Annotated in this window: 15 protein-coding genes; 9 read left to right on the top strand and 6 right to left on the bottom strand. The window is 70.3% G+C overall.

Annotated elements, in window-relative coordinates; all coding sequences use genetic code 11:
• The first annotated feature begins 98 nt into the window (after window positions 1-98).
• Window positions 99-1973 carry an NHL domain-containing thioredoxin family protein gene (locus ACIQOU_RS09465; protein ID WP_401535508.1) on the top strand — a complete coding sequence of 625 codons (1875 nt, stop codon included), beginning with the start codon at window positions 99-101 and terminating at the stop codon, window positions 1971-1973.
• Between the two features lie 72 nt (window positions 1974-2045).
• On the opposite strand, the gene ACIQOU_RS09460 is transcribed toward ACIQOU_RS09465, so the two are convergent.
• From ACIQOU_RS09460 to ACIQOU_RS09450, 3 genes are all read right to left on the bottom strand, one after another.
• Window positions 2046-2282, bottom strand: coding sequence for a DUF6458 family protein (locus tag ACIQOU_RS09460; RefSeq protein ID WP_401535507.1), 237 nt, complete (start codon window positions 2280-2282; stop codon window positions 2046-2048).
• Between the two features lie 121 nt (window positions 2283-2403).
• Window positions 2404-3696, bottom strand: a complete 1293-nt coding sequence (locus ACIQOU_RS09455; protein WP_401535506.1) for a M18 family aminopeptidase — start codon at window positions 3694-3696, stop codon at window positions 2404-2406.
• A gap of 212 nt (window positions 3697-3908) precedes the next feature.
• Window positions 3909-5735 carry an acyl-CoA dehydrogenase gene (locus ACIQOU_RS09450; protein WP_401535505.1) on the bottom strand — a complete coding sequence of 609 codons (1827 nt, stop codon included), beginning with the start codon at window positions 5733-5735 and terminating at the stop codon, window positions 3909-3911.
• Window positions 5736-5878: 143 nt separating this feature from the next.
• Here ACIQOU_RS09450 and ACIQOU_RS09445 point away from each other — a divergent pair, with 143 nt between their 5' ends.
• Window positions 5879-6343, top strand: coding sequence for an SseB family protein (locus ACIQOU_RS09445; protein ID WP_401535504.1), 465 nt, complete (start codon window positions 5879-5881; stop codon window positions 6341-6343).
• Window positions 6344-6494: 151 nt separating this feature from the next.
• On the top strand, window positions 6495-7469 hold the full coding sequence (locus ACIQOU_RS09440; RefSeq protein WP_401535503.1) for a pirin family protein: 975 nt from the start codon (window positions 6495-6497) through the stop codon (window positions 7467-7469).
• Between the two features lie 125 nt (window positions 7470-7594).
• Here the strand turns inward: ACIQOU_RS09440 and ACIQOU_RS09435 are convergent, their stop codons facing one another.
• A complete protein-coding gene (locus tag ACIQOU_RS09435) occupies window positions 7595-8533 on the bottom strand; it encodes a Bro-N domain-containing protein (RefSeq protein WP_401535501.1) in 939 nt (312 codons plus the stop codon).
• Window positions 8534-8678: 145 nt separating this feature from the next.
• Here ACIQOU_RS09435 and ACIQOU_RS09430 point away from each other — a divergent pair, with 145 nt between their 5' ends.
• On the top strand, window positions 8679-9752 hold the full coding sequence (locus ACIQOU_RS09430; RefSeq protein ID WP_401535500.1) for an AI-2E family transporter: 1074 nt from the start codon (window positions 8679-8681) through the stop codon (window positions 9750-9752).
• Here the strand turns inward: ACIQOU_RS09430 and ACIQOU_RS09425 are convergent.
• Entirely contained in the window at window positions 9695-11878 is a 2184-nt protein-coding gene (locus ACIQOU_RS09425) for a SpoIIE family protein phosphatase (protein ID WP_401535498.1), read from the bottom strand. The two genes, ACIQOU_RS09430 and ACIQOU_RS09425, sit on opposite strands and share 58 nt — an antisense overlap.
• A 210-nt stretch (window positions 11879-12088) precedes the next feature.
• On the opposite strand from ACIQOU_RS09425, the gene aspS reads away from it, so the two are divergent.
• The 5 genes from aspS (at window position 12089) to ACIQOU_RS09400 (ending at window position 18801) form a co-directional block, all read left to right on the top strand.
• Window positions 12089-13852, top strand: a complete 1764-nt coding sequence (aspS, locus tag ACIQOU_RS09420) for an aspartate--tRNA ligase (protein WP_401535497.1) — start codon at window positions 12089-12091, stop codon at window positions 13850-13852.
• Between the two features lie 204 nt (window positions 13853-14056).
• Entirely contained in the window at window positions 14057-14998 is a 942-nt protein-coding gene (locus ACIQOU_RS09415) for a dioxygenase (RefSeq protein ID WP_401535496.1), read from the top strand.
• A 257-nt stretch (window positions 14999-15255) separates the two neighbouring features.
• Entirely contained in the window at window positions 15256-16623 is a 1368-nt protein-coding gene (locus ACIQOU_RS09410) for an MFS transporter (protein WP_401535495.1), read from the top strand.
• 56 nt (window positions 16624-16679) lie between these two features.
• The gene (locus ACIQOU_RS09405) at window positions 16680-17180 is read left to right on the top strand and encodes a hypothetical protein (RefSeq protein ID WP_401535494.1); all 501 of its coding nucleotides are present in this window, start codon (window positions 16680-16682) and stop codon (window positions 17178-17180) included.
• A 271-nt stretch (window positions 17181-17451) separates the two neighbouring features.
• The gene (locus tag ACIQOU_RS09400; protein ID WP_401535493.1) at window positions 17452-18801 is read left to right on the top strand and encodes a polysaccharide lyase family 1 protein; all 1350 of its coding nucleotides are present in this window, start codon (window positions 17452-17454) and stop codon (window positions 18799-18801) included.
• 111 nt (window positions 18802-18912) lie between these two features.
• Here ACIQOU_RS09400 and ACIQOU_RS09395 read toward each other — a convergent pair whose 3' ends face one another.
• Window positions 18913-19260: a hypothetical protein gene (locus ACIQOU_RS09395; RefSeq protein ID WP_401535491.1), complete on the bottom strand. Its 348-nt coding sequence runs from the start codon at window positions 19258-19260 to the stop codon at window positions 18913-18915.
• Window positions 19261-19331 lie beyond the last annotated feature (71 nt).

The following is a 19331-nucleotide window of genomic DNA, read 5'->3' as shown; positions in this document are numbered from 1 at the left end:
GCTTCCCCGTCGGCGCCCGCCGAAAGCCGCCGGGTGGGCCGACCGGGCCCGATCGGGTGGCCGGGGGCGTTGTCAGTGGGCCGTGGCACTCTGGACCCATGAACGACTCCACTCCACGACGCGTCCGCGTCCGGGCCCCCGAGCTGGTCGGCAAGGGCGGCTGGCTGAACACGGGCGACGCCCAGTACACCCTCGCCGACCTGCGAGGGCGCATTGTCATCCTGGATTTCTGGACGTTCTGCTGCATCAACTGTCTGCATGTCCTGGACGAGCTGCGGGAGCTGGAGGAGAAGCACGCCGACACGGTCGTGGTGATCGGGGTGCACTCGCCGAAGTTCGTGCACGAGGCGGAGCACGCGGCCGTGGTCGACGCCGTCGAGCGGTACGGCGTCGCCCACCCGGTCCTCGACGACCCCGAGCTGGCGACGTGGAAGCAGTACGCGGTACGCGCGTGGCCGACGCTGGTGGTGATCGACCCCGAGGGGTACGTCGTCGCGCAGCACGCCGGTGAGGGGCATGTGCACGCCATCGAGCGGCTGGTCGCGGAGCTGGAGGCCGAGCACGCCGCGAAGGGGACGCTGCGGCGCGGCGACGGCCCGTATGTGGCGCCCGAGCCGGAGCCGACGGTGCTGCGCTTCCCCGGCAAGGCGATCCTGCTGCCCGGCGGGACCTTCCTGGTCAGCGACACCACCCGGCATCAGCTCGTGGAGCTGGCGGCGGACGGCGAGAGCGTGGTGCGGCGGATCGGCTCGGGCATGCGCGGGTTCGCGGACGGCCCGGCCGCGCACGCCGCGTTCAGCGAGCCGCAGGGGCTCACCCTGCTCGACGACGACGCCGTGATCGTCGCCGACACCGTCAACCACGCGCTGCGCCGCGTCGACCTCGCGACCGGCGCGGTCACCACCCTGGCCGGCACCGGACGGCAGTGGATGCAGGGCGACCCCACCTCGGGCGCCGCGCGTGAGGTGAGCCTCTCCTCGCCGTGGGACGTGGCCCGCTTCGACGGCCGGGTCTGGATCGCCATGGCCGGCGTGCACCAGCTGTGGGCCTACGACCCCGGCGCCGGTACGGTCGCCGTCACGGCCGGCACGACGAACGAGGGCCTGGTGGACGGCCCCGGCGCCGACGCCTGGTTCGCGCAGCCCTCGGGGCTCGCCGTCGCCGCGGACGGTGAACGGCTGTGGATCGCCGACTCGGAGACCAGTGCCCTGCGCTGGGTGGACCGCGAGGGCGTCGTCCACACCGCCGTCGGCACCGGCCTGTTCGACTTCGGGCACCGGGACGGCGCGGCCGGGCAGGCGCTGCTCCAGCACCCGTTGGGCGTCACCGTGCTCCCCGACGGCTCGGTCGCCGTCAGCGACACCTACAACCACGCCCTGCGCCGCTACGACCCGGCGACCGGCGACGTCAGCACCCTCGCCACCGACCTGCGCGAGCCCAGTGACGCCGTGCTGGTCGGCGCGGACATCGTCGTCGTCGAGTCGGCGCGGCACCGGCTGACCCGGCTGCGGCTGCCCGAGGAGGCGGTGCGGGTCGACGCGGTCGCGCATCGCACGCGGCGTGCGGCCACCGAAGTCGGCCCCGGCGGGCTCCAGTTGGACGTGATCTTCCAGGCTCCGGCCGGGCAGAAGCTGGACACGCGGTACGGGCCCTCGACCCGGCTGCTGGTCTCCGCGACCCCGCCCGGCCTGCTCCTCGCGGGCGACGGCGCGGGCACCGACCTGTCCCGTCCGCTGGAGCTGGACCCGGCCGTCACGGAGGGCGTCCTGCACGTGTCCGCGATGGCCGCGTCCTGCGACGACGACCCGGCCAACGCATACCCGGCGTGCCATGTCCACCAGCAGGACTGGGGCGTGCCCGTACGGCTCGTCGAGGGCGGCACGCGGCGCCTCCCGCTGGTCCTGGCAGGCATGGATGAAGGGGCTGAGGGGGCTGAGAGGGCTGACGAGGCCGAGGGGGCCGACCGCCCTTGACGGAGCCGACCTGGACAGTTCAACCGGCGCCGACGACATGGCCGTTGGCGACGGTATGGCCGTCGAGGGAGGTCAGAGGCCGTAGCCGTCGCGGCGGGGGTGCCGTTCCTCCTCGATCACCGGGGTGGCGGACGGCACCACCACGCGGCGGCGGCGGGCGATGCTGCTGAAGGTGGCCACGCCGATCAGCCCGACGATCATCAGGATCACGCCGACCAGATGCAGGTTGACGCTCTGAAGGTGCCAGTCCGTCGCGAACGTGAGGATGGCTCCCGCGGCGATGAGGATGATGCATCCACCGAGGCCCATGAGTGTCGCCTCCCTGTCCGGAAAAAAGTCCGGTCCGGTCTCTCCGGCCCGCAGCCCGAGTACCCCGGCAGCCAACGCCCATGCGCCCCGGCCCGCTTGACGCACCGCCAGGGGCCGGGGCTCAGCCCTCCAGGAAGGCCACCAGGGCGCTCGTCAGCAGGTGCGGGTCGTCGGCGCCGCACAGCTCGCGGGCGCTGTGCATGGAGAGGATCGCGACGCCGATGTCGACGGTCCTGATGCCGTGCCGGGCGGCGGTGATCGGCCCGATCGTCGTCCCGCACGGCATCGAGTTGTTGGAGACGAACGACTGGAACGGCACGCCCGCCTTCTCGCACGCCGCCGCGAACACCGCGCGCCCCGAACCGTCGGTGGCGTACCGGTTGTTGACGTTGACCTTGAGGATCGGGCCGCCGTTGACGCGCGGGTGGTGGGTGGGGTCGTGGCGCTCGGCGTAGTTGGGGTGCACGGCGTGGCCGGTGTCGGAGGAGAGGCAGACGGTGCCGGCGAAGGCCCGCGCCCGGTCCTCGTAGGAGCCGCCGCGCGCGAACACCGAGCGCTCCAGGACGCCGCCGAGCAGCGGCCCGTCCGCGCCGGTGTCCGACTGGGAGCCGTTCTCCTCGTGGTCGAAGGCGGCGAGCACCGGGATGTACGGGGGCTCACCGCCGGCCGCGGCGGTCAGCGCGACGACCCCGGCGTGCACGGAGAGCAGGTTGTCCATGCGCGGCCCGGCGACGAGTTCCTTGTCGCGGCCCAGATAGGCGGGCGCCTCCACGGAGTGGGTCATCAGGTCCCAGCCGGTGACCTCGCCCGCGCCGAGCCCGGCGGACTCCTCAAGGAAGGCGATGAGGTCGCCGTCGCGGACGTCGTTGCCCAGGCCCCAGATGGGCTGGAGGTGGCGCTGCTTGTCGAGCTTGAGGCCGTCCGCGGTCACCGAGCGGTCCAGGTGGATGGCGAGCTGCGGGACGCGCAGCAGCGGCCGGTCGACGTTGACCAGGCGGGTCGAGCCGTCCCGCAGGGTCAGCCGGCCGGCGAGGCCGAGGTCGCGGTCGAGCCAGGAGTTCAGCAGGGGCCCGCCGTAGATCTCCACGGCGACCTGGCGCCAGCCGTGCGCGCCGGTGTCGGGCAGCGGCTTGACCCGCAGGTTCGGTGAGTCGGTGTGCGCGCCGACGATGCGGAACGGCGTGTGGGGCGCCGCGCCCTCGGGGACGTACCAGGCCACCAGCGCGCCGCCGCGCAGCACGTACCTGCCGCCGCTCGTGCCGTCCCAGGCGTCCGTCTCCGCGACCTGCCTGAAGCCTGCCTTCTCCAGCCGCTCGGCGGCACTGGCCACCGCGTGGTACGGCGACGGGCTGGCCGTCAGGAAGGACATGAGGTCGTCGGTGTGGCCGCGGTCGAAGCGGTGGGGTGCGCTCATGGGGTTCACCTTAACGACGTACGAGGGCCCACTCCGCGTGCCCGGAGCGGGCCCTCGTGAGGGCGGTGTGGAGAGTTCTGGCTACCCCGAACGGGTGACACGTGAACGCGCTCCCCGCGCCGCCCGGCCGGGTTGCCCGGAAACCGTCCCGGGCCCCGGCCGGAGGCGTTCGCCGTGGCCCGGGAGGGCGCCGCCGAAAAAGCCGCCGGGGCTCAGAAAGCGGCCTCGTCCAGCTCCATCAGGTCCAGGTCGACGCCCTCGGCGAGCTTGCGGGCGCCGGTGACGCCGGGCAGCACGGTGGCCGCGAAGAACTTCGCCGCCGCGATCTTGCCGGTGTAGAAGGGCACGTCCTTCGACGACGCCGTCTGGAGCTTCTCGGCGGCGACGGCCGCGCCCTTCAGGAGCAGGTAGCCGACGACGACGTCACCGGAGGCCAGCAGCAGCCGGGTGGTGTTGAGGCCGACCTTGTAGATGTTCTTGACGTCCTGCTCGGTGGCGGCGAGGTCGGTCAGCATCAGGCCGACGATCGCCTCCAGCTCGACGGCGGCCTTCGCGAGGTGCTCGCGGGCACCGGCCAGCTCCTCGCCGCCGGTGGCCAGCGCGAGGAACTTCTTGATGTCCTCGGCCAGCGAGTTCAGCGCGGCGCCCTGGTTGCGGACGATCTTCCGGAAGAAGAAGTCCTGGCCCTGGATGGCGGTGGTGCCCTCGTAGAGGGTGTCGATCTTGGCGTCCCGGATGTACTGCTCGATCGGGTACTCCTGGAGGAACCCGGAGCCGCCGAAGGTCTGGAGCGACTGCGCGAGCTGCTCGTAGCCCTTCTCGGAGCCGTAGCCCTTCACGATCGGCAGGAGCAGGTCGTTGAGGGCGTGCTCGGCCTTCGCGTCCTCGCCGTTCGCCTCCTTGACGGCGATGGCGTCCTGGACCGAGGCGGTGTACAGCACCAGCGCGCGCATGCCCTCCGCGTACGCCTTCTGCGTGATCAGCGAGCGGCGGACGTCGGGGTGGTGGGTGATGGTGACCTTCGGCGCGGCCTTGTCCATGAAGTTCGCCAGGTCGGGGCCCTGGACGCGCTCCTTGGCGTACTCCAGCGCGTTCAGGTAGCCCGTCGACAGGGTCGAGATGGCCTTCGTGCCGACCATCATGCGGGCGAACTCGATGATCCGGAACATCTGGCGGATGCCGTCGTGCCGGTCGCCGATCAGCCAGCCCTTGGCGGGCTGCTGGTCGCCGAACGTCATCTCGCAGGTGTTGGACGCCTTGAGGCCCATCTTGTGCTCGACGTTGGTGGCGTGGACGCCGTTGCGCTCGCCCAGTTCGCCGGTCTCGAAGTCGAAGAGGAACTTCGGCACGAGGAAGAGGGACAGGCCTTTGGTGCCGGGGCCCGCGCCCTCGGGGCGGGCGAGGACGTAGTGGAGGATGTTCTCCTCCAGATCGTGTTCACCCGAGGTGATGAACCGCTTCACGCCCTCGATGTGCCAGGAACCGTCCTCCTGCTGGACCGCCTTGGTGCGCCCGGCGCCCACGTCGGAACCGGCGTCCGGCTCGGTGAGCACCATGGTGGAGCCCCAGCGCTTCTCGACGGCGACGGAGGCGGCCTTCTTCTGCTCCTCGGTGCCCTCCTCGAAGAGGATGCGCGCGAAGGCGGGACCCGACGCGTACATCCAGATCGCCGGGTTGGCGCCCAGGACCAGTTCGGCGTAGGACCAGATCAGGGACGGCGGGGCGGTGGTGCCGCCGATCTCCTCGGGCAGGCCCAGGCGCCAGTACTCCGAGTCCATGAACGTTGTGTAGCTTTTTTTGAACGAGGCCGGGAGCGGGGCGGTGTGCGTCTGGGGGTCGTAGACCGGGGGGTTGCGGTCGGCGTCGGCGAAGGACTCCGCCAGCTCGTTCTCCGAGAGGCGGGTCAGCTCCTCCAGGACGCTCTTCGCGGTCTCGGTGTCCATCTCCTCGAACGGGCCGGTGCCGTACAGCTTGTCGCGCCCGAGAACTTCGAAGAGGTTGAACTCGATGTCGCGGAGGTTGGACTTGTAGTGCCCCATGGCCACAGCTCCGTAGAGAGATCGGCGAGGCACTGGAATCCTCGCGCCCGTTCACGTACCAGCAAGTAGCTACGATGATGCTACCCACCAGTAATAAGAAGCAAGCCTGATCCCGCCATCTGTGACTGAGTACTCTTTCGACCATGTACGGCTACGACCAGAACGTGGGTTCCCAGCAGCAGTACGCCGGGACGCAGCAGCAGGGGCCGGGCGGCTACGGGCAGCAGGCGCCGCTGTACCCCGAGCCGTCGCCGCCGTCGCTCGCGGACGCGGTGCGGGCGTTCACCACCGGGCAGTTGGCGGCGGAGGACTTCCAGCAGGTCTTCGCGACGTCCAAGGTGTACTGCCCGCGCGGTGACAACCCCGGCTTCCTCGCCCTGCACAACACCCAGCAGCCGGTGATCCCGATGTTCAGCTCCCTCAAGGAGCTGCGCCGGTACGCGGGCAAGGAGTCCAAGTACTTCGTGATCACCGGCGCCGAGGTGATCGATCTGCTGCCGACGGGGTACGGGTTCGTCCTCGACATGGAGGGCGAGCACCGGATGGTCTTCGACTCCAAGGCCGTCGAACAGATGGTCGAGTTTGCGATGCGCCGCATGTACGGCTGACATCCGCGCGCGCGGCCGACCCGTCCATCTGGGCGGCCGGCGCGCCTGTCGTCTCCACGGAGCCCGGAGGGAATGCCCTCCGGGCTCTTCGCGTTGTGACTGGCAGAAAGTTCAACGCTCAACTAAAGTGGCCGTACAAGGAGGTACCGACATGCCTGCAGTGACCGTCGAGAACCCGTTGACGCTTCCGCGCGTGACCGCGCCCGCCGACGCGGTGACCCGTCCCGTGCTCACCGTCACGACCGCGCCGAGCGGTTTCGAGGGTGAGGGCTTCCCGGTGCGCCGGGCGTTCGCGGGGATCGACTACCGCCATCTCGACCCGTTCATCATGATGGACCAGATGGGCGAGGTGGAATATCAGCCCGGCGAGCCGAAGGGCACGCCCTGGCACCCGCACCGCGGGTTCGAGACCGTCACCTACATCATCGACGGCGTCTTCGACCACCAGGACAGCCAGGGTGGCGGCGGCACCATCACCAACGGCGACACCCAGTGGATGACCGCCGGTTCCGGGCTCCTGCACATCGAGGCCCCGCCGGAGGCCCTCGTGGTGTCCGGCGGCCTCTTCCACGGGCTCCAGCTGTGGGTGAACCTGCCCGCCAAGGACAAGATGATGGCGCCGCGCTACCAGGACATCCGGGCGGGCAACGTCCAGCTCCTCACCACCGCCGACGGCGGCGCGCTGCTCCGTGTCATCGCCGGTGAACTGGACGGCCACCAGGGTCCCGGTGCCACCCACACGCCGATCACGATGATCCACGCGACGGTGGCGCCGGGCGCGGAGGTCACGCTGCCGTGGCGCGAGGACTTCAACGGCCTCGCCTACGTCCTCGCCGGACGCGGCTCGGTCGGTGCCGATCGGCGCCCGATCCAGGTGGGGCAGACGGCGGTCTTCGGCGCCGGTTCCGCGCTCACGCTGCACGCGGACGAACGGCAGGACGGGCACACGCCCGACCTGGAGGTCGTCCTCCTCGGCGGTCGGCCGATCCGCGAACCGATGGCCCACTACGGCCCGTTCGTCATGAACACCCGGGCCGAACTCCAGCAGGCGTTCGACGACTTCCAGAAGGGCCGCCTCGGAACGATCCCGGCAGTTCACGGAATGACCCCGGGCGGGCCCCGCTAGTCCGCTACGGTACGAGACAGCCCCGAAGCCGCAGTTTTGGGATGCGACTTCGGGGCTGCTTCATGCCGTCAGGACGGTGGCGTCCATGCTGCGCCGTCCGTTGCTACGCCGTCCGTTCCGTGCCGTCACGGCAGCACGTAGACCGGGGCTCCGTCGTCGGCGCATCCGGACTGGCGCATACAGCCCCGCTTGATCAGCATCCGCAGACTGTCGTGGACGCGGTCGTGCGACAGCCCGGTCCGTACGGCGATCTCCTCCACCCGGTAGTGGGCGCCCCCGCGTAACAGGGCCGGGGCCAGGTAGGCGGCCACCGCGTGGATGTCGTCGGTGACGACGAGGTTCTTCGCCCGCCAGGCGCCGAGGAGTTCCCGGGGCGTCAACTCCGGTGCGGCGTCGTCACTCTGAGGGCGCTGCTTCAACGACCCGGCGATGTCCCGCAGGCTGTCGTTGATCTGCCGCAGCAGTTCGTTCTGCTCACCGGCGATGGTCATCTGCCTGCGCAGCAGGTCGTTCCGCTCCCCCGTGAGGGCGGCCTGCGTCTCGTCCGCCTCCAGGTTGCGCCGTTCCAGCCGGACGATCGCGTCGGCGACCTGCTCGGGCATCGCGTAGGCGGCGACACCGGTGGCGGGAGTTTGCGCGGGCGACGGCTCCAGACTGTAGGAGCCGTCGCGCTGGATGGTGGCGATGACCTCCGAGACCCAGGTCTTGAAGGGCTGGGACTCCGGTTTGGTGCAGCTGTTCACCAGCCGGATCAGACCTTGGAGGTTCACCAGATTCATGTCTCGGCGCCACTCTCGACCTGCGGGAATGGCGAGAGTGTGCCTGTGAAGCACGCTCTCGACACTGTCGAAGTTGGTGGCGTCCGCAATGTTCCTCAGAGTGGAACCCACGTGGACGTAACCGAGGTTCTTGCACACGTCGACGGCCGGGAACCAGTGCTCCCCGTCCGGTGTCGTCAGCCTTCGCACTCGCGCACCCGTGGCCGCGAACACGAAGTCGTTGATGTCGATCGCGTCCTGCTGTCGTTCCGCCGATTGCGGCGGCATGTCGTTCTGCTCGTACATCGAGCATCACCTCCGCCACGGAAACTAGGCAGCGAAGTATGCGGATGAGGTGCATAGAACGATGATTCACCCGTTTGGCGGATAGATGAAACGATTCTTCCGATGTCTGCCGAGGGGCCGGGGGTGGGCGTGTTCGGGTGGGGGGATGGTGTTGCTTCCTGAAGGTGTGCGGCGGTTGGCCGGGTGGTGCGGGGTGGTGCTGCTGGTCGCCGGGGTCGGTTACGTGCTGGTGCGGTTGTGCGCGGAGCTGCGGACCGCCGTGGTGCCGGTGCTGCTCGCGCTGCTCGGGGCCGCGCTGCTCGGGCCGCTGTACCGGTGGCTCGTCAAGGTCAAGGTCAATCCGTCCCTCGCCGCCGGACTCACCTGCGTCGCCGTGGTCGCGGTCGTCGGCGGCGCCGTCTATATCGTCGTCGCCGCTCTCATCGACACCGGCGACCAGATCGTCAGCTCCCTCAAGGCCGCCGGGAACGCGGTCGCCCGGCACTTCGGGGCCGCGGGGACGTCGTTGGACGACCTCGCCGCCCACGCCAAGGAGTTGCTGGCCAAGTTCGGCGGTACGGCGGCCTCCAACGTCATCAGCGGGGTCAGTGTCGTCGCCGAGGTCATCGCCATGGCCGTGCTCGCGCTGCTCCTCGTCTTCTTCTTCCTGCGGGACGCGCACCGGGCCGCCGGTGCGCTGCGCTCCCTCGCGCCGCGCGGCACCGCCGATGTCGTCGAGGCCATGGCGCGGCGGGCGTTCGAGGCGGTCGAGGGGTTCATGCGGGGGACGACGATCATCGCGTTCATCGACGCGGTGTGCATCACCGTCGGACTGCTGGTGCTACGGGTGCCGGGGGCGGTCGGGCTCGGGGCGCTGGTCTTCGTCGGGGCGTTCATCCCCTACCTCGGCGCGTTCCTCTCCGGCGCCGTCGCCGTGCTCGTCGCGCTGGCCGACCGGGGGGTCGTGGTCGCGCTGTGGACGCTCGGGGTGGTGCTCGCCGTGCAGGTGCTGGAGGGGCATGTGCTCCAGCCGATGATCCAGAGCCGCACCGTGCAGATGCACCCGGCGGTCGTGATGCTCGCGATCACCGCGGGCGCCTCCGTCGCCGGGATTCTCGGCATGCTGCTCGCCGTGCCGCTCACCGCCGCCGCCTTCGGCGTCCTGCACGAACTGCGCGATGTCTACGGGGAGTCGGGGGAGACGGGAGCCTCCGGGGCCTCACCGGTCTCCGACGCGTAGAGCTCGAACCAGATGCTCTTGCCCTCGCCCCTCGGCTCCACGCCCCAGCTGTCGGCGAGGAGTTCGACCAGGACGAGGCCGCGCCCCGAGGACGCCAGCTCGCCGGGGCTCCGCTTGTGCGGGAGGTCGTCGCTGGTGTCGGTGACCTCGATCCGCATCCGGCGCCGACCCGGCTCGCCGCGCACCTCGGCGATCAGCAGCGCGTCGGCGTCGGTGTGCACAAGGACGTTGGTGAGCATCTCCGACACCAGCAGGACCGCCGAGTCGACCTGGTCGGCGGAGGGCCAGTCGTGCAGCAGCTCGCGCAGTTGCTGCCGGGCCACCCCGACGCGTTCCGGTTCGGCCTGCGCGACCGAGAACACGGTCCGGCGGACGGCCGGATAAGGGGACGTCGGCCCGTCGGGCCCCGGGCGGCTCAGCAGCAGCACCGCGATGTCGTCCTCGCGGCGATCGGCGAGCGGCCCCGTGGTGTGGTGCGACGACGGACCGTGCACGCCCTGGACGAGCGCGTCGGCGAGTTCCTCCAGGTCGCCCTTGTGCTCCTCCAGGATGGTGCGAATCCGCTGCCAGCCGGTCTCCAGATCGTGGCCGCCGGTCTCGATCAGACCGTCGGTGCACAGCAACATCGTCTCGCCGGGTTCGAGAATGATCCGGGTCGTCGGGTAGTCGGCGTCCGGGTCGATGCCCAGCGGCAGACCGCCCGCCGTGGCCCGCGACAACACCGTCCCGTCCGCCATCCGGATCGCCGGGTCCGGGTGCCCCGCGCGGGCGATGTCGAGGGTGCCGCCGGCCGGGTCGGCCTCGATGTACAGGCATGTCGCGAAGCGCAGGTCGGACCCGTCGTCGCCGTCGGGCGTGCCGTAGGTCATGCCGTGCAGGAAACGGGAGGCCCGGGAGAGGACGGCGTCGGGACGGTGACCCTCGGAGGCGTAGGCGCGCAGGGCGATGCGCAGCTGGCCCATCAGACCGGCGGCCCGCACGTCATGCCCCTGGACATCGCCGATGACCAGGGCGATCCGGCCCGCCCCCGAGCCGGCCCGGGAGCCGCCGGGCAGCGGGATCATGTCGTACCAGTCGCCGCCGACCTGGAGGCCGCCGCCGGTGGGGACATAGCGGGCGGCGACATCCATGCCCGGTATCCGGGGGCCGAGCGTCGGCAGCATGGAGCGCTGGAGGCCGTCGGTGAGGGCGCGCTCGGTCTCGGCGGCCCCGGCCCGCGACAGGGCCTGCGCGAGCATGCGGGCCACCGTCGTCAGCACGGCCCGCTCGTCCGGCGTGAACGCCACCGGATACGCGAACCCCGCCATCCACGCCCCCAGCGTCCGCCCCGCCACCGTCAGCGGCAGGAACGCCCAGGACTGCCGCCCGAACGGCTCGGCGATCGGCCAGGTCACCGGGTAACGCGCCTTGTACTGCTCCGGCGTCGAGAGATAGACGGCCCGGCCGGTGCGCACCACCTCGGTGGCCGGATAGTCGGTCTCCAGCGCCAGGTGGGTGAGCGGCTCGTCGTCGCCGGGGCCGCCCGGCTGTTCCCGGTGATGACCGATGAGGTTGAGGCGGTCGCCCTCCAGGGCGAAGAGCGCCAGGCCGTCCGGGCTGAACCCCGGCATCGACAGACCGGCCGCGACCCGCAGCACCTCCGCCGTGGACCGCGCCTCCGCCAGCGCCCGCCCCGCGTCCAGCAGGAACGCCTCCCGCGACCGCCGCCAGTCGCCGGTCACCGCACTGCGTCCGGCGGGCGTGCCCGGCGTCGGCTCGGTGACCTCCTGGAGCGTGCCGATCAGCCGGAAGGAGTGGTGGGCCCGGTCGTACGACGGCTTCGAGCGGGAGCGGACGAGCCGGATCACCCGGCCCTGCTCGTCCATGACCCGGATACGGACCTCGGCGAGGGTGCTCTCCGCGACGGCGAGACCGACGACGCCGATGATCTCGTTCCAGTCGACGGGGTGCAGCCGGGCCCGGGCCTGGGCCTCGGTCAGCGTCGTCGCGCGGGCGGGCAGCCCGAGCAGCCGTGCGGCCTCCGCATCGACCGTGACCAGCTCCGTGGCGGTGTCCCAATGCCACAGTCCGGTCGCGAGAGCGGTCAGGACCTCCCCCACGGCGGGCAGGGGCTCACCAGTGCGCATTGCCCCACTTTAAGAAAAAGTGATCGCGAACGGCCACTGGTCGGCGGAACGGTGACCAAGTGGTTGCCTGTTCGCGGGCTGTTCCGTACCTATGCCCCGGCCCGCTCCCTACGCACGCAATGGTGGGAGGCCGATCATGGGGTCCCCGGTAGGCTGGAGCGTGTTTCACGTGAAACACGACCCCGATCCGCGAAGGCTGGATGAACGACGATGCATCGGTACAGGTCCCACACCTGCGGCGAGCTCCGCTCCTCTGACGTCGGCACCGACGTCCGGCTGAGTGGCTGGCTGCACAATCGGCGCGACCTGGGCGGCATCCTCTTCATCGATCTGCGTGACCACTACGGCATCACGCAGCTCGTGGCCCGTCCCGGCACCCCCGCCTACGACGCCCTCGACAAGGTGACCAAGGAGTCGACCGTCCGGATCGACGGCCAGGTCGTCTCGCGCGGCGCCGACAACGTGAACGGTGAACTGCCGACCGGCGAGATCGAGGTCGAGGTCGCAGAGGTCGAGCTGCTCGGCGCCGCCCAGCCGCTCCCCTTCACCATCAACGCCGAGGACGGTGTCAACGAGGAACGCCGCCTGGAGTACCGCTTCCTCGACCTGCGCCGCGAGCGCATGCACCGCAACATCATGCTGCGGTCCTCGGTGATCGCCGCGATCCGCTCGAAGATGGTCGCCCTCGGCTTCAACGAGATGGCGACGCCGATCCTCTCCGCGACCTCCCCCGAGGGCGCCCGTGACTTCGTCGTCCCGTCCCGGCTGAACCCCGGCCGCTTCTACGCGCTGCCGCAGGCGCCGCAGCAGTTCAAGCAGCTGCTGATGATCTCCGGGTTCGACCGGTACTTCCAGATCGCGCCCTGCTTCCGCGACGAGGACGCCCGCGCGGACCGGTCGCCGGGCGAGTTCTACCAGCTCGACGTGGAGATGAGCTTCGTCGAGCAGGAGGACGTGTTCCAGCCCATCGAGCGGCTGATGACCGAGCTGTTCACCGAGTTCGGCGGCGGCCGTGAGGTCACCTCGCCGTTCCCGCGCATCCCGTTCCGCGAGTCGATGCTCAAGTACGGCTCCGACAAGCCGGACCTGCGCGCCCAGCTCGAACTGGTCGACATCACCGACGTGTTCGCGGGCTCGGAGTTCAAGGCGTTCGCCGGAAAGCATGTGCGCGCCCTCGCGGTGCCGGACGTCTCCGGGCAGCCCCGCAAGTTCTTCGACCAGCTCGGGGACTACGCGGTCTCGCAGGGCGCCAAGGGCCTGGCCTGGGTGCGGGTCGCCGAGGACGGGTCGCTGTCCGGCCCGATCGCGAAGTTCCTCACCGAGGAGAACGTCGCCGAGCTGACCAAGCGGCTGTCGCTGGCCGCCGGGCACGCGGTGTTCTTCGGCGCGGGCGAGTTCGACGAGGTCTCGAAGATCATGGGCGCGGTGCGGGTCGAGGCCGCCAAGCGCGCCGGGCACTTCGAGGAGAACGTCTTCCGGTTCTGCTGGATCGTCGACTTCCCGATGTACGAGAAGGACGAGGAGTCCGGCGCGATCGACTTCTCGCACAACCCGTTCTCCATGCCGCAGGGCGGTCTTGAGGCCCTGGAGACGCAGGACCCGCTGGACATCCTGGGCTGGCAGTACGACATCGTCTGCAACGGCGTCGAGCTGTCCTCCGGCGCGATCCGCAACCACGAGCCCGAGATCATGCTCAAGGCGTTCGAGATCGCGGGCTACGACCGGGAGACCGTCGAGGACAAGTTCGCCGGCATGCTGCGCGCGTTCCGCTTCGGCGCCCCGCCGCACGGCGGCATCGCCCCCGGCGTCGACCGCATCGTCATGCTCCTCGCGGACGAGCCCAACATCCGCGAGACGATCTCCTTCCCGCTCAACGGCAACGCCCAGGACCTGATGATGGGCGCGCCGACGGAGCTGGAGGAGGCCCGCCTCAAGGAGCTGCACCTCTCGGTGCGCAAGCCCCAGCCCAAGTAGCGCGGCCCAAGCAGCGCGACCGAGGCGACCGAGGCGGAGCAACGCGGTTGAGGTCACGCAGTTGACGTCACGCAGGTGAAGTGACGCAGAGTTGGCAAAGGGCTCGAAAACCGGCGTCGGTTTCGAGCCCTTTCGCATGCGCCCCTTCATTCACAGGTTCCTCCGATGTTTCTGCCGACCCCGGCACTTCTAGCGTCCCGGTTCATGACGGGACATCAAGAAGCAGACCACAGACAGCAGTTGGGGCGCCGGACGGTCCTCGTGGCCGGAGGCGCGACCGTGGCCGCGCTGGGCGTCGGGGGCTCCCTCGCGGCGACCGCCTCGGCCGAGGACAACAGCACGCGGAGTGACGGCGCGGGGTCCGCCGCGCGCGCCGAGGCCTGCTACGCCCTCACCACGGAGACCACCGAGGGCCCCTACTACCTCGACGCCGACAAGATCCGCCGGGACGTGACCGAGGACGAGGAGGGCATCCCGCTCGCCCTGAGCCTCAAGGTGATCGACGCCGAGACCTGCCGCCCGGTGCGCGACGCGGCCGTCGACATCTGGCACTGCAACGCCGTCGGCATCTACTCCGGCTACGAGGAGCAGGGCAGCGGCTCAGGCGGCCCCGCCCCCACCGGACCGCCCCCCACCGACGGCCCGGGCGGCCCCGGCGGCCCCGGCGGACACCAGGAACCGACCGACGACGAGCGGTATCTGCGCGGCACCTGGCGCACCGACCGGCACGGCTACGTCGACTTCCGCACCGTCTTCCCGGGCTGGTACCAGGGCCGCTGCGTGCACATCCACGTCAAGGTGCACGTCGACGGTAAGTGGACGGACGCCGGGTACGAGGGCGGGCACACCTGCCACACCGGCCAGCTGTTCTTCGACGAGACGTCGGTGCTGCTGACGGAGAGCGTGGCGCCCTACGCGTCCAACACGACGGCGCGCACCACGCTCGACGAGGACACCATCTACCCCGGAAACGGCGTCGAGGGCGGCCTCCTGCACCTGGCCTACGACGCCCGGCACATCGACCGGGGCGTGCGGGCCCGGCTGACCATGGCCGTCGCCCCGGACGAGACGCACGACAGCACGGACACCCCGCCGGGCGGCACGTCCCCCAGTGCCTCCCCGAGCGTGAGCCCCAGCGCGGGCTGAGAAGCCGTCCTCCCCAGCGCGCTGAGAAGGGCCCTCCCCAGCACGACCGGGGAGGGCCCTGGCCGTGCCGAGGAGGGGCCCCACCCGCCCCCTCACCCACCCCCCTCACCCCACAGCCCCCACCCATCTCCCCCGTCCCGCACCGTCGTTCACATACATAGTCGTATGAACAACCCATTGACCAGGAGTTCCGGTCTCCCTATCGTGCTCAAGCACGTGAAGGGTTTTCCTGTATGTGAACAGCGTGGGAGACAACGATGTCAGATCCGTCCACGGCCGTCTCCGCCCCGGCGGGCGAGCCCGATGCCCAGCGTCGGGCGGTGGCCAAGTTCCTGCGGCGCATGATGCCGTTGCTGGTCCTGATGCTGCTGATCAACAACCTGGACCGGACGAACATCGGCTTCGTCCAGGACGAACTCCAGGCCGATGTCGGGATCGGCGCCGCCGCCTACGGGCTCGGGGCCGGGCTGTTCTTCATCGGGTACGCCCTGTTCGAGGTGCCCAGCAATATGATGCTGGAACGTTTCGGCGCCCGGGTGTGGCTGACCCGGATCATGATCACCTGGGGTGTGGTGATCATCGCGATGTGCTTCATCCACAACGTCACGATGTTCTACGGCATGCGGTTCCTGCTGGGCGTGGCCGAGGCGGGCTTCTTCCCCGGCGCGATGCTCTACATGACGCAGTGGCTGCCGGACTCCGCGCGCGGCCGGGCCAGCGCCATCTTCCTGGGCGGGTCGGCCGCCGCCGGGATCATCACCGGGCCGATCACCGGCGCCCTGCTCGAACTGCACGGCACGGGCGGCTTCGCGGGGTGGCGCTGGATGTTCGCGCTGGAGGGAACGTTCTCCGTGCTGGTCGGTGTCGCGGCCGGGTTCTTCCTGGTGACGCGCATCCAGGACGCCCGTTGGCTCACCGAGGAGGAGAAGGACGCGCTCGGCGCGGCGGTGGCGCAGGACCAGGAGGCCCGCGCCCGGGCGCCGAGGACCTCGCGCCTGCGGCTGATCGCGCACCCGCAGGTCGCCCTGCTGACCGGCGCGTTCTTCGCGATGACGCTCACCGGGTACGCGATCACGTTCTGGCTGCCGAGCCTCATCGAGGAGATCGGCGGGCTGTCGTCGTTCCAGGTCGGCCTGCTCTCGGCGATCCCCGCGATCTGTTCGATGATCGCGATGTACTCGATGAGCCGGTTCACCGACCGCGCCCCCGACCGCCGGCCGTTCCTCGCGATCACCCTCGTCGTCTCCGCGACCGGCACGTTCCTCGCGACGCTGGGCTCGCCGTGGTTCGGGCTCGCCGCGATCACGCTGGCCGGGGTCGGCTCGAAGTGCGCGGCCACCCTGTTCTGGCCGATGGCGCAGTCCGGCCTGGACCTGAAGATCGCCGCGCCGGGGCTCGCGCTCATCAACTCCATCGGCAACCTCGGCGGGTTCGTCTCCCCCACCCTCTTCGGGTACCTCAAGGACACCACCGGCAGCACCAACGGTGGCATGTACACCCTGACGGCGGCCTCGCTGCTCGCGGTGATCGCGGCCCGATACATCCGAGGCGCCCGGCCCGCCGAAACTTCACCGGATGCGCACAGGAACGCTGAGGGGCAGCCACAGCGGCCTGTCGTCTCATAGGGACACAAGGGACGACAGGTACACGTCGGCGGGTCCGGCGGGCAAGGGAGGCAGTCATGGGGTTCGCGATCGTGCTCGCGGCAGTGTTGATCGCCGGGGCGGCGGGTGCGGTGTTCGCGCAGCGCCGTTCGCGGGCCCGGGCCGCCGCTGACCCCGACGGTCCCGGAGCCCTGGCCGACCTGTCCGAGCTGGACGCGGAGGCCGAGGCCAACAGATGGCTGCTGCGTCTGGGCGGCAGCCTCGTCCCGCCGGACGCGCCGACCTGGGCGACGGCGGGGGAGGCGGCGGGCCGCGCGCTGACCGACGCGTCCGAGTGTCACCGCGCGGCCCGCGTCCAGCTGGCCAAGGCCCGCACGGCGGCCGAGTACGCGGAGGTCACGCGGACCGCCCGGCGAGGGCTCGGCCATGTCCGAACGGCACGGGAGGCGCTCGGCGTCGCGCCGGAGACGCCCGCCGAGGTGAGCGGAGTGGGCGCCATTGCCGGGGGCAACTCCCTTGCGGGGGAGGCGTTTTCGGGCAGCGTAGGAGTCAACGGACCGAAGCCCGCGCTGATTTAGAACGTCACACACATGGGGTGCGCGAACGGCGGCGCCCGGGAACCTGGTGGAAGGGTTCCCGGGCGCCGTTTGCGTTCAAGTCGCCGCATGGCAAGGCGAGTTGGGGCAATGCGGGATGTGAAGGACGCGCAGACAATTCGTGGAGAACGACGGCAACCCCTGGGCGTCCGGCGGCAACTGACGGGGCGTGAACTCCTGCTGAGGGGTTCGCGGTCAGCTCGGTGACGCGACCTGGTCGGTCACTGGATCTCCCGTACGTGAGGAACTCGCCTTGCCCGCTCCCTCTCACCGCCGGTCTCTTCGCAAGCGCCGCGCCCTGGTCGTCTCCGCCGCAGCCCTGGTCGCGGGCGCCTCCGCCGGTGCCCTGGTGCTGAACGCGAACGCCGGGACCGTCGATCTGTACCACCAGACCCTCGCCGCGAAGGACGGCTGGGCCTCCTCGGGTACGGGTACCACGGGTGGCACGAAGGCCGACGCGGCGCACGTCTTCACCGTCTCCACCCGGGCGGAGCTGGTGAAGGCGCTGGGTTCGACGTCGGACAAGACGCCCCGGATCGTCCGTGTGAAGGGCACCATCGACGCCAACACCGACGACTCCGGCAAGAAGCTCACCTGCGCCAACTACGCCTCGGGTACGGGGTATTCGCTCGCCGCGTACCTCAAGGCGTTCGACCCGGCGACGTACGGGCGGTCCAAGCTGCCGTCCGGCACGCAGGAGACGGCGCGCGAGAAGGCGCAGGACAAGCAGGCCAAGAACATCGCCTTCAAGGTGCCCGCCAACACCACGATCGTCGGCGTGCCCGGCAGCAAGGCCGGGATCACCGGGGGCACGCTGGAGATCCAGAACGTCGACAACGTCATCGTCCGCAACATGACGTTCTCGGCGACCGAGGACTGTTTCCCGCAGTGGGACCCGACCGACGGGGACGACGGCAACTGGAACTCCGAGTACGACTCGGTGACGTTGCGCGGCGCCACGCATGTCTGGGCCGACCACAACACGTTCACGGACGCGCCGCGCCTCGACAGCGCCAACCCGACCTATTTCGGACGGGAGTTCCAGGTGCACGACGGTGCCCTCGACATCACCAAGGGCTCGGATCTGGTGACGGTGTCGTACAGCCAGTTCGCCAGTCACGACAAGACGATGCTGATCGGGTCGAGCGACACGGACAGCAGCGGCAAGTTGCGGGTGTCCATCCACCACAACGTGTGGAAGGGCATCGTGCAGCGCGCGCCGCTGTCCCGGCTCGGGCAGATCCACGTCTACAACAACTTCTTCGACACGACGACGCTGAACGGCTACGCGCCGCAGTACAGCATCTACTCACGCGCGAAGGCGCAGGTCGTGGCGGAGAGCAACTTCTGGAAGGTGCCGTCGGGCGGCAAAGTCGCCAAGCTCCTCAAGGGTGACGGCACGGGTTCGGTCGCCGGGGGCGGCAACCTCGTCAACGGCACGACGACGGATGTGGTCGCCGCGTACAACGCCGCGAACTCCAAGAAGATCAAAACGACGGCCAACTGGAAGCCGACCCTGACGGCGGGCCTCCAGACCTCGGCACAGAACCTGCCGACGGAACTGGCGACGACGACGGGCGCAACGGTCCTGAAGGTCTCATAACCCGCAAGCGGAACCGTCCGGCGGCCCGGGAGTCATGGACTCCCGGGCCGCCGTTCTGCGTTTCGGGGGCAAGGGAGGTACGGGGTACGGGAGTTCGGCCTCACGTCCGGCTCAGGGGCGCACCGCCGTCATGGCTTCGTCGAGGACGGTGCTCAGTTCCTTCAAGGCGTCCCGTGCGACGGTGGGGTCTTCGTCTTCGAGTTGACCCTCCGCGCTGGTGAGACGGGCGGACAACTCGGGGCGGCGGGCGATCTCGATGTCCCTGGCCCAGGCGAGGACCCAGCTCCGTACCGGGCTCAGCGACCGCCACTCGACGGCCAGGGTGAAGGCCTCGTCCTTCGTTCTCCGCATCTCGTCCAGACGATCCGGGGCGACGGCGGCCAGCGCGGTGCGCAGGGCATCGGGAGTGTGCTCGGGGCGCGGGATCAGTTCGTCTCCGCGGTCGGCCTGCGTGCTCATGGTGTCCTCCATGGGGTGCCCCGGCGGGGCTGTCCGCCCGGGAGCACCCGGGGTCTCGGTGGTGCTGGGGT

This window comes from Streptomyces sp. NPDC091279, from assembly GCF_044757465.1.
Taxonomy (GTDB): Bacteria; Actinomycetota; Actinomycetes; order Streptomycetales; family Streptomycetaceae; genus Streptomyces.
This window is presented reverse-complemented; position numbering and strand designations above follow the sequence as displayed.

Excerpts from the sequence above, each read along its gene's own strand:
- ACIQOU_RS09465 (WP_401535508.1), top strand. The coding sequence starts at position 99 with ATGAACGACTCCACTCCACGACGCGTCCGCGTCCGGGCCCCCGAGCTG.
- ACIQOU_RS09460 (WP_401535507.1), bottom strand. The coding sequence starts at position 2,282 with ATGGGCCTCGGTGGATGCATCATCCTCATCGCCGCGGGAGCCATCCTC.
- ACIQOU_RS09455 (WP_401535506.1), bottom strand. The coding sequence starts at position 3,696 with ATGAGCGCACCCCACCGCTTCGACCGCGGCCACACCGACGACCTCATG.
- ACIQOU_RS09450 (WP_401535505.1), bottom strand. The coding sequence starts at position 5,735 with ATGGGGCACTACAAGTCCAACCTCCGCGACATCGAGTTCAACCTCTTC.
- ACIQOU_RS09445 (WP_401535504.1), top strand. The coding sequence starts at position 5,879 with ATGTACGGCTACGACCAGAACGTGGGTTCCCAGCAGCAGTACGCCGGG.
- ACIQOU_RS09440 (WP_401535503.1), top strand. The coding sequence starts at position 6,495 with ATGCCTGCAGTGACCGTCGAGAACCCGTTGACGCTTCCGCGCGTGACC.
- ACIQOU_RS09435 (WP_401535501.1), bottom strand. The coding sequence starts at position 8,533 with ATGTACGAGCAGAACGACATGCCGCCGCAATCGGCGGAACGACAGCAG.
- ACIQOU_RS09430 (WP_401535500.1), top strand. The coding sequence starts at position 8,679 with ATGGTGTTGCTTCCTGAAGGTGTGCGGCGGTTGGCCGGGTGGTGCGGG.
- ACIQOU_RS09425 (WP_401535498.1), bottom strand. The coding sequence starts at position 11,878 with ATGCGCACTGGTGAGCCCCTGCCCGCCGTGGGGGAGGTCCTGACCGCT.
- aspS (WP_401535497.1), top strand. The coding sequence starts at position 12,089 with ATGCATCGGTACAGGTCCCACACCTGCGGCGAGCTCCGCTCCTCTGAC.
- ACIQOU_RS09415 (WP_401535496.1), top strand. The coding sequence starts at position 14,057 with ATGACGGGACATCAAGAAGCAGACCACAGACAGCAGTTGGGGCGCCGG.
- ACIQOU_RS09410 (WP_401535495.1), top strand. The coding sequence starts at position 15,256 with ATGTCAGATCCGTCCACGGCCGTCTCCGCCCCGGCGGGCGAGCCCGAT.
- ACIQOU_RS09405 (WP_401535494.1), top strand. The coding sequence starts at position 16,680 with ATGGGGTTCGCGATCGTGCTCGCGGCAGTGTTGATCGCCGGGGCGGCG.
- ACIQOU_RS09395 (WP_401535491.1), bottom strand. The coding sequence starts at position 19,260 with ATGAGCACGCAGGCCGACCGCGGAGACGAACTGATCCCGCGCCCCGAG.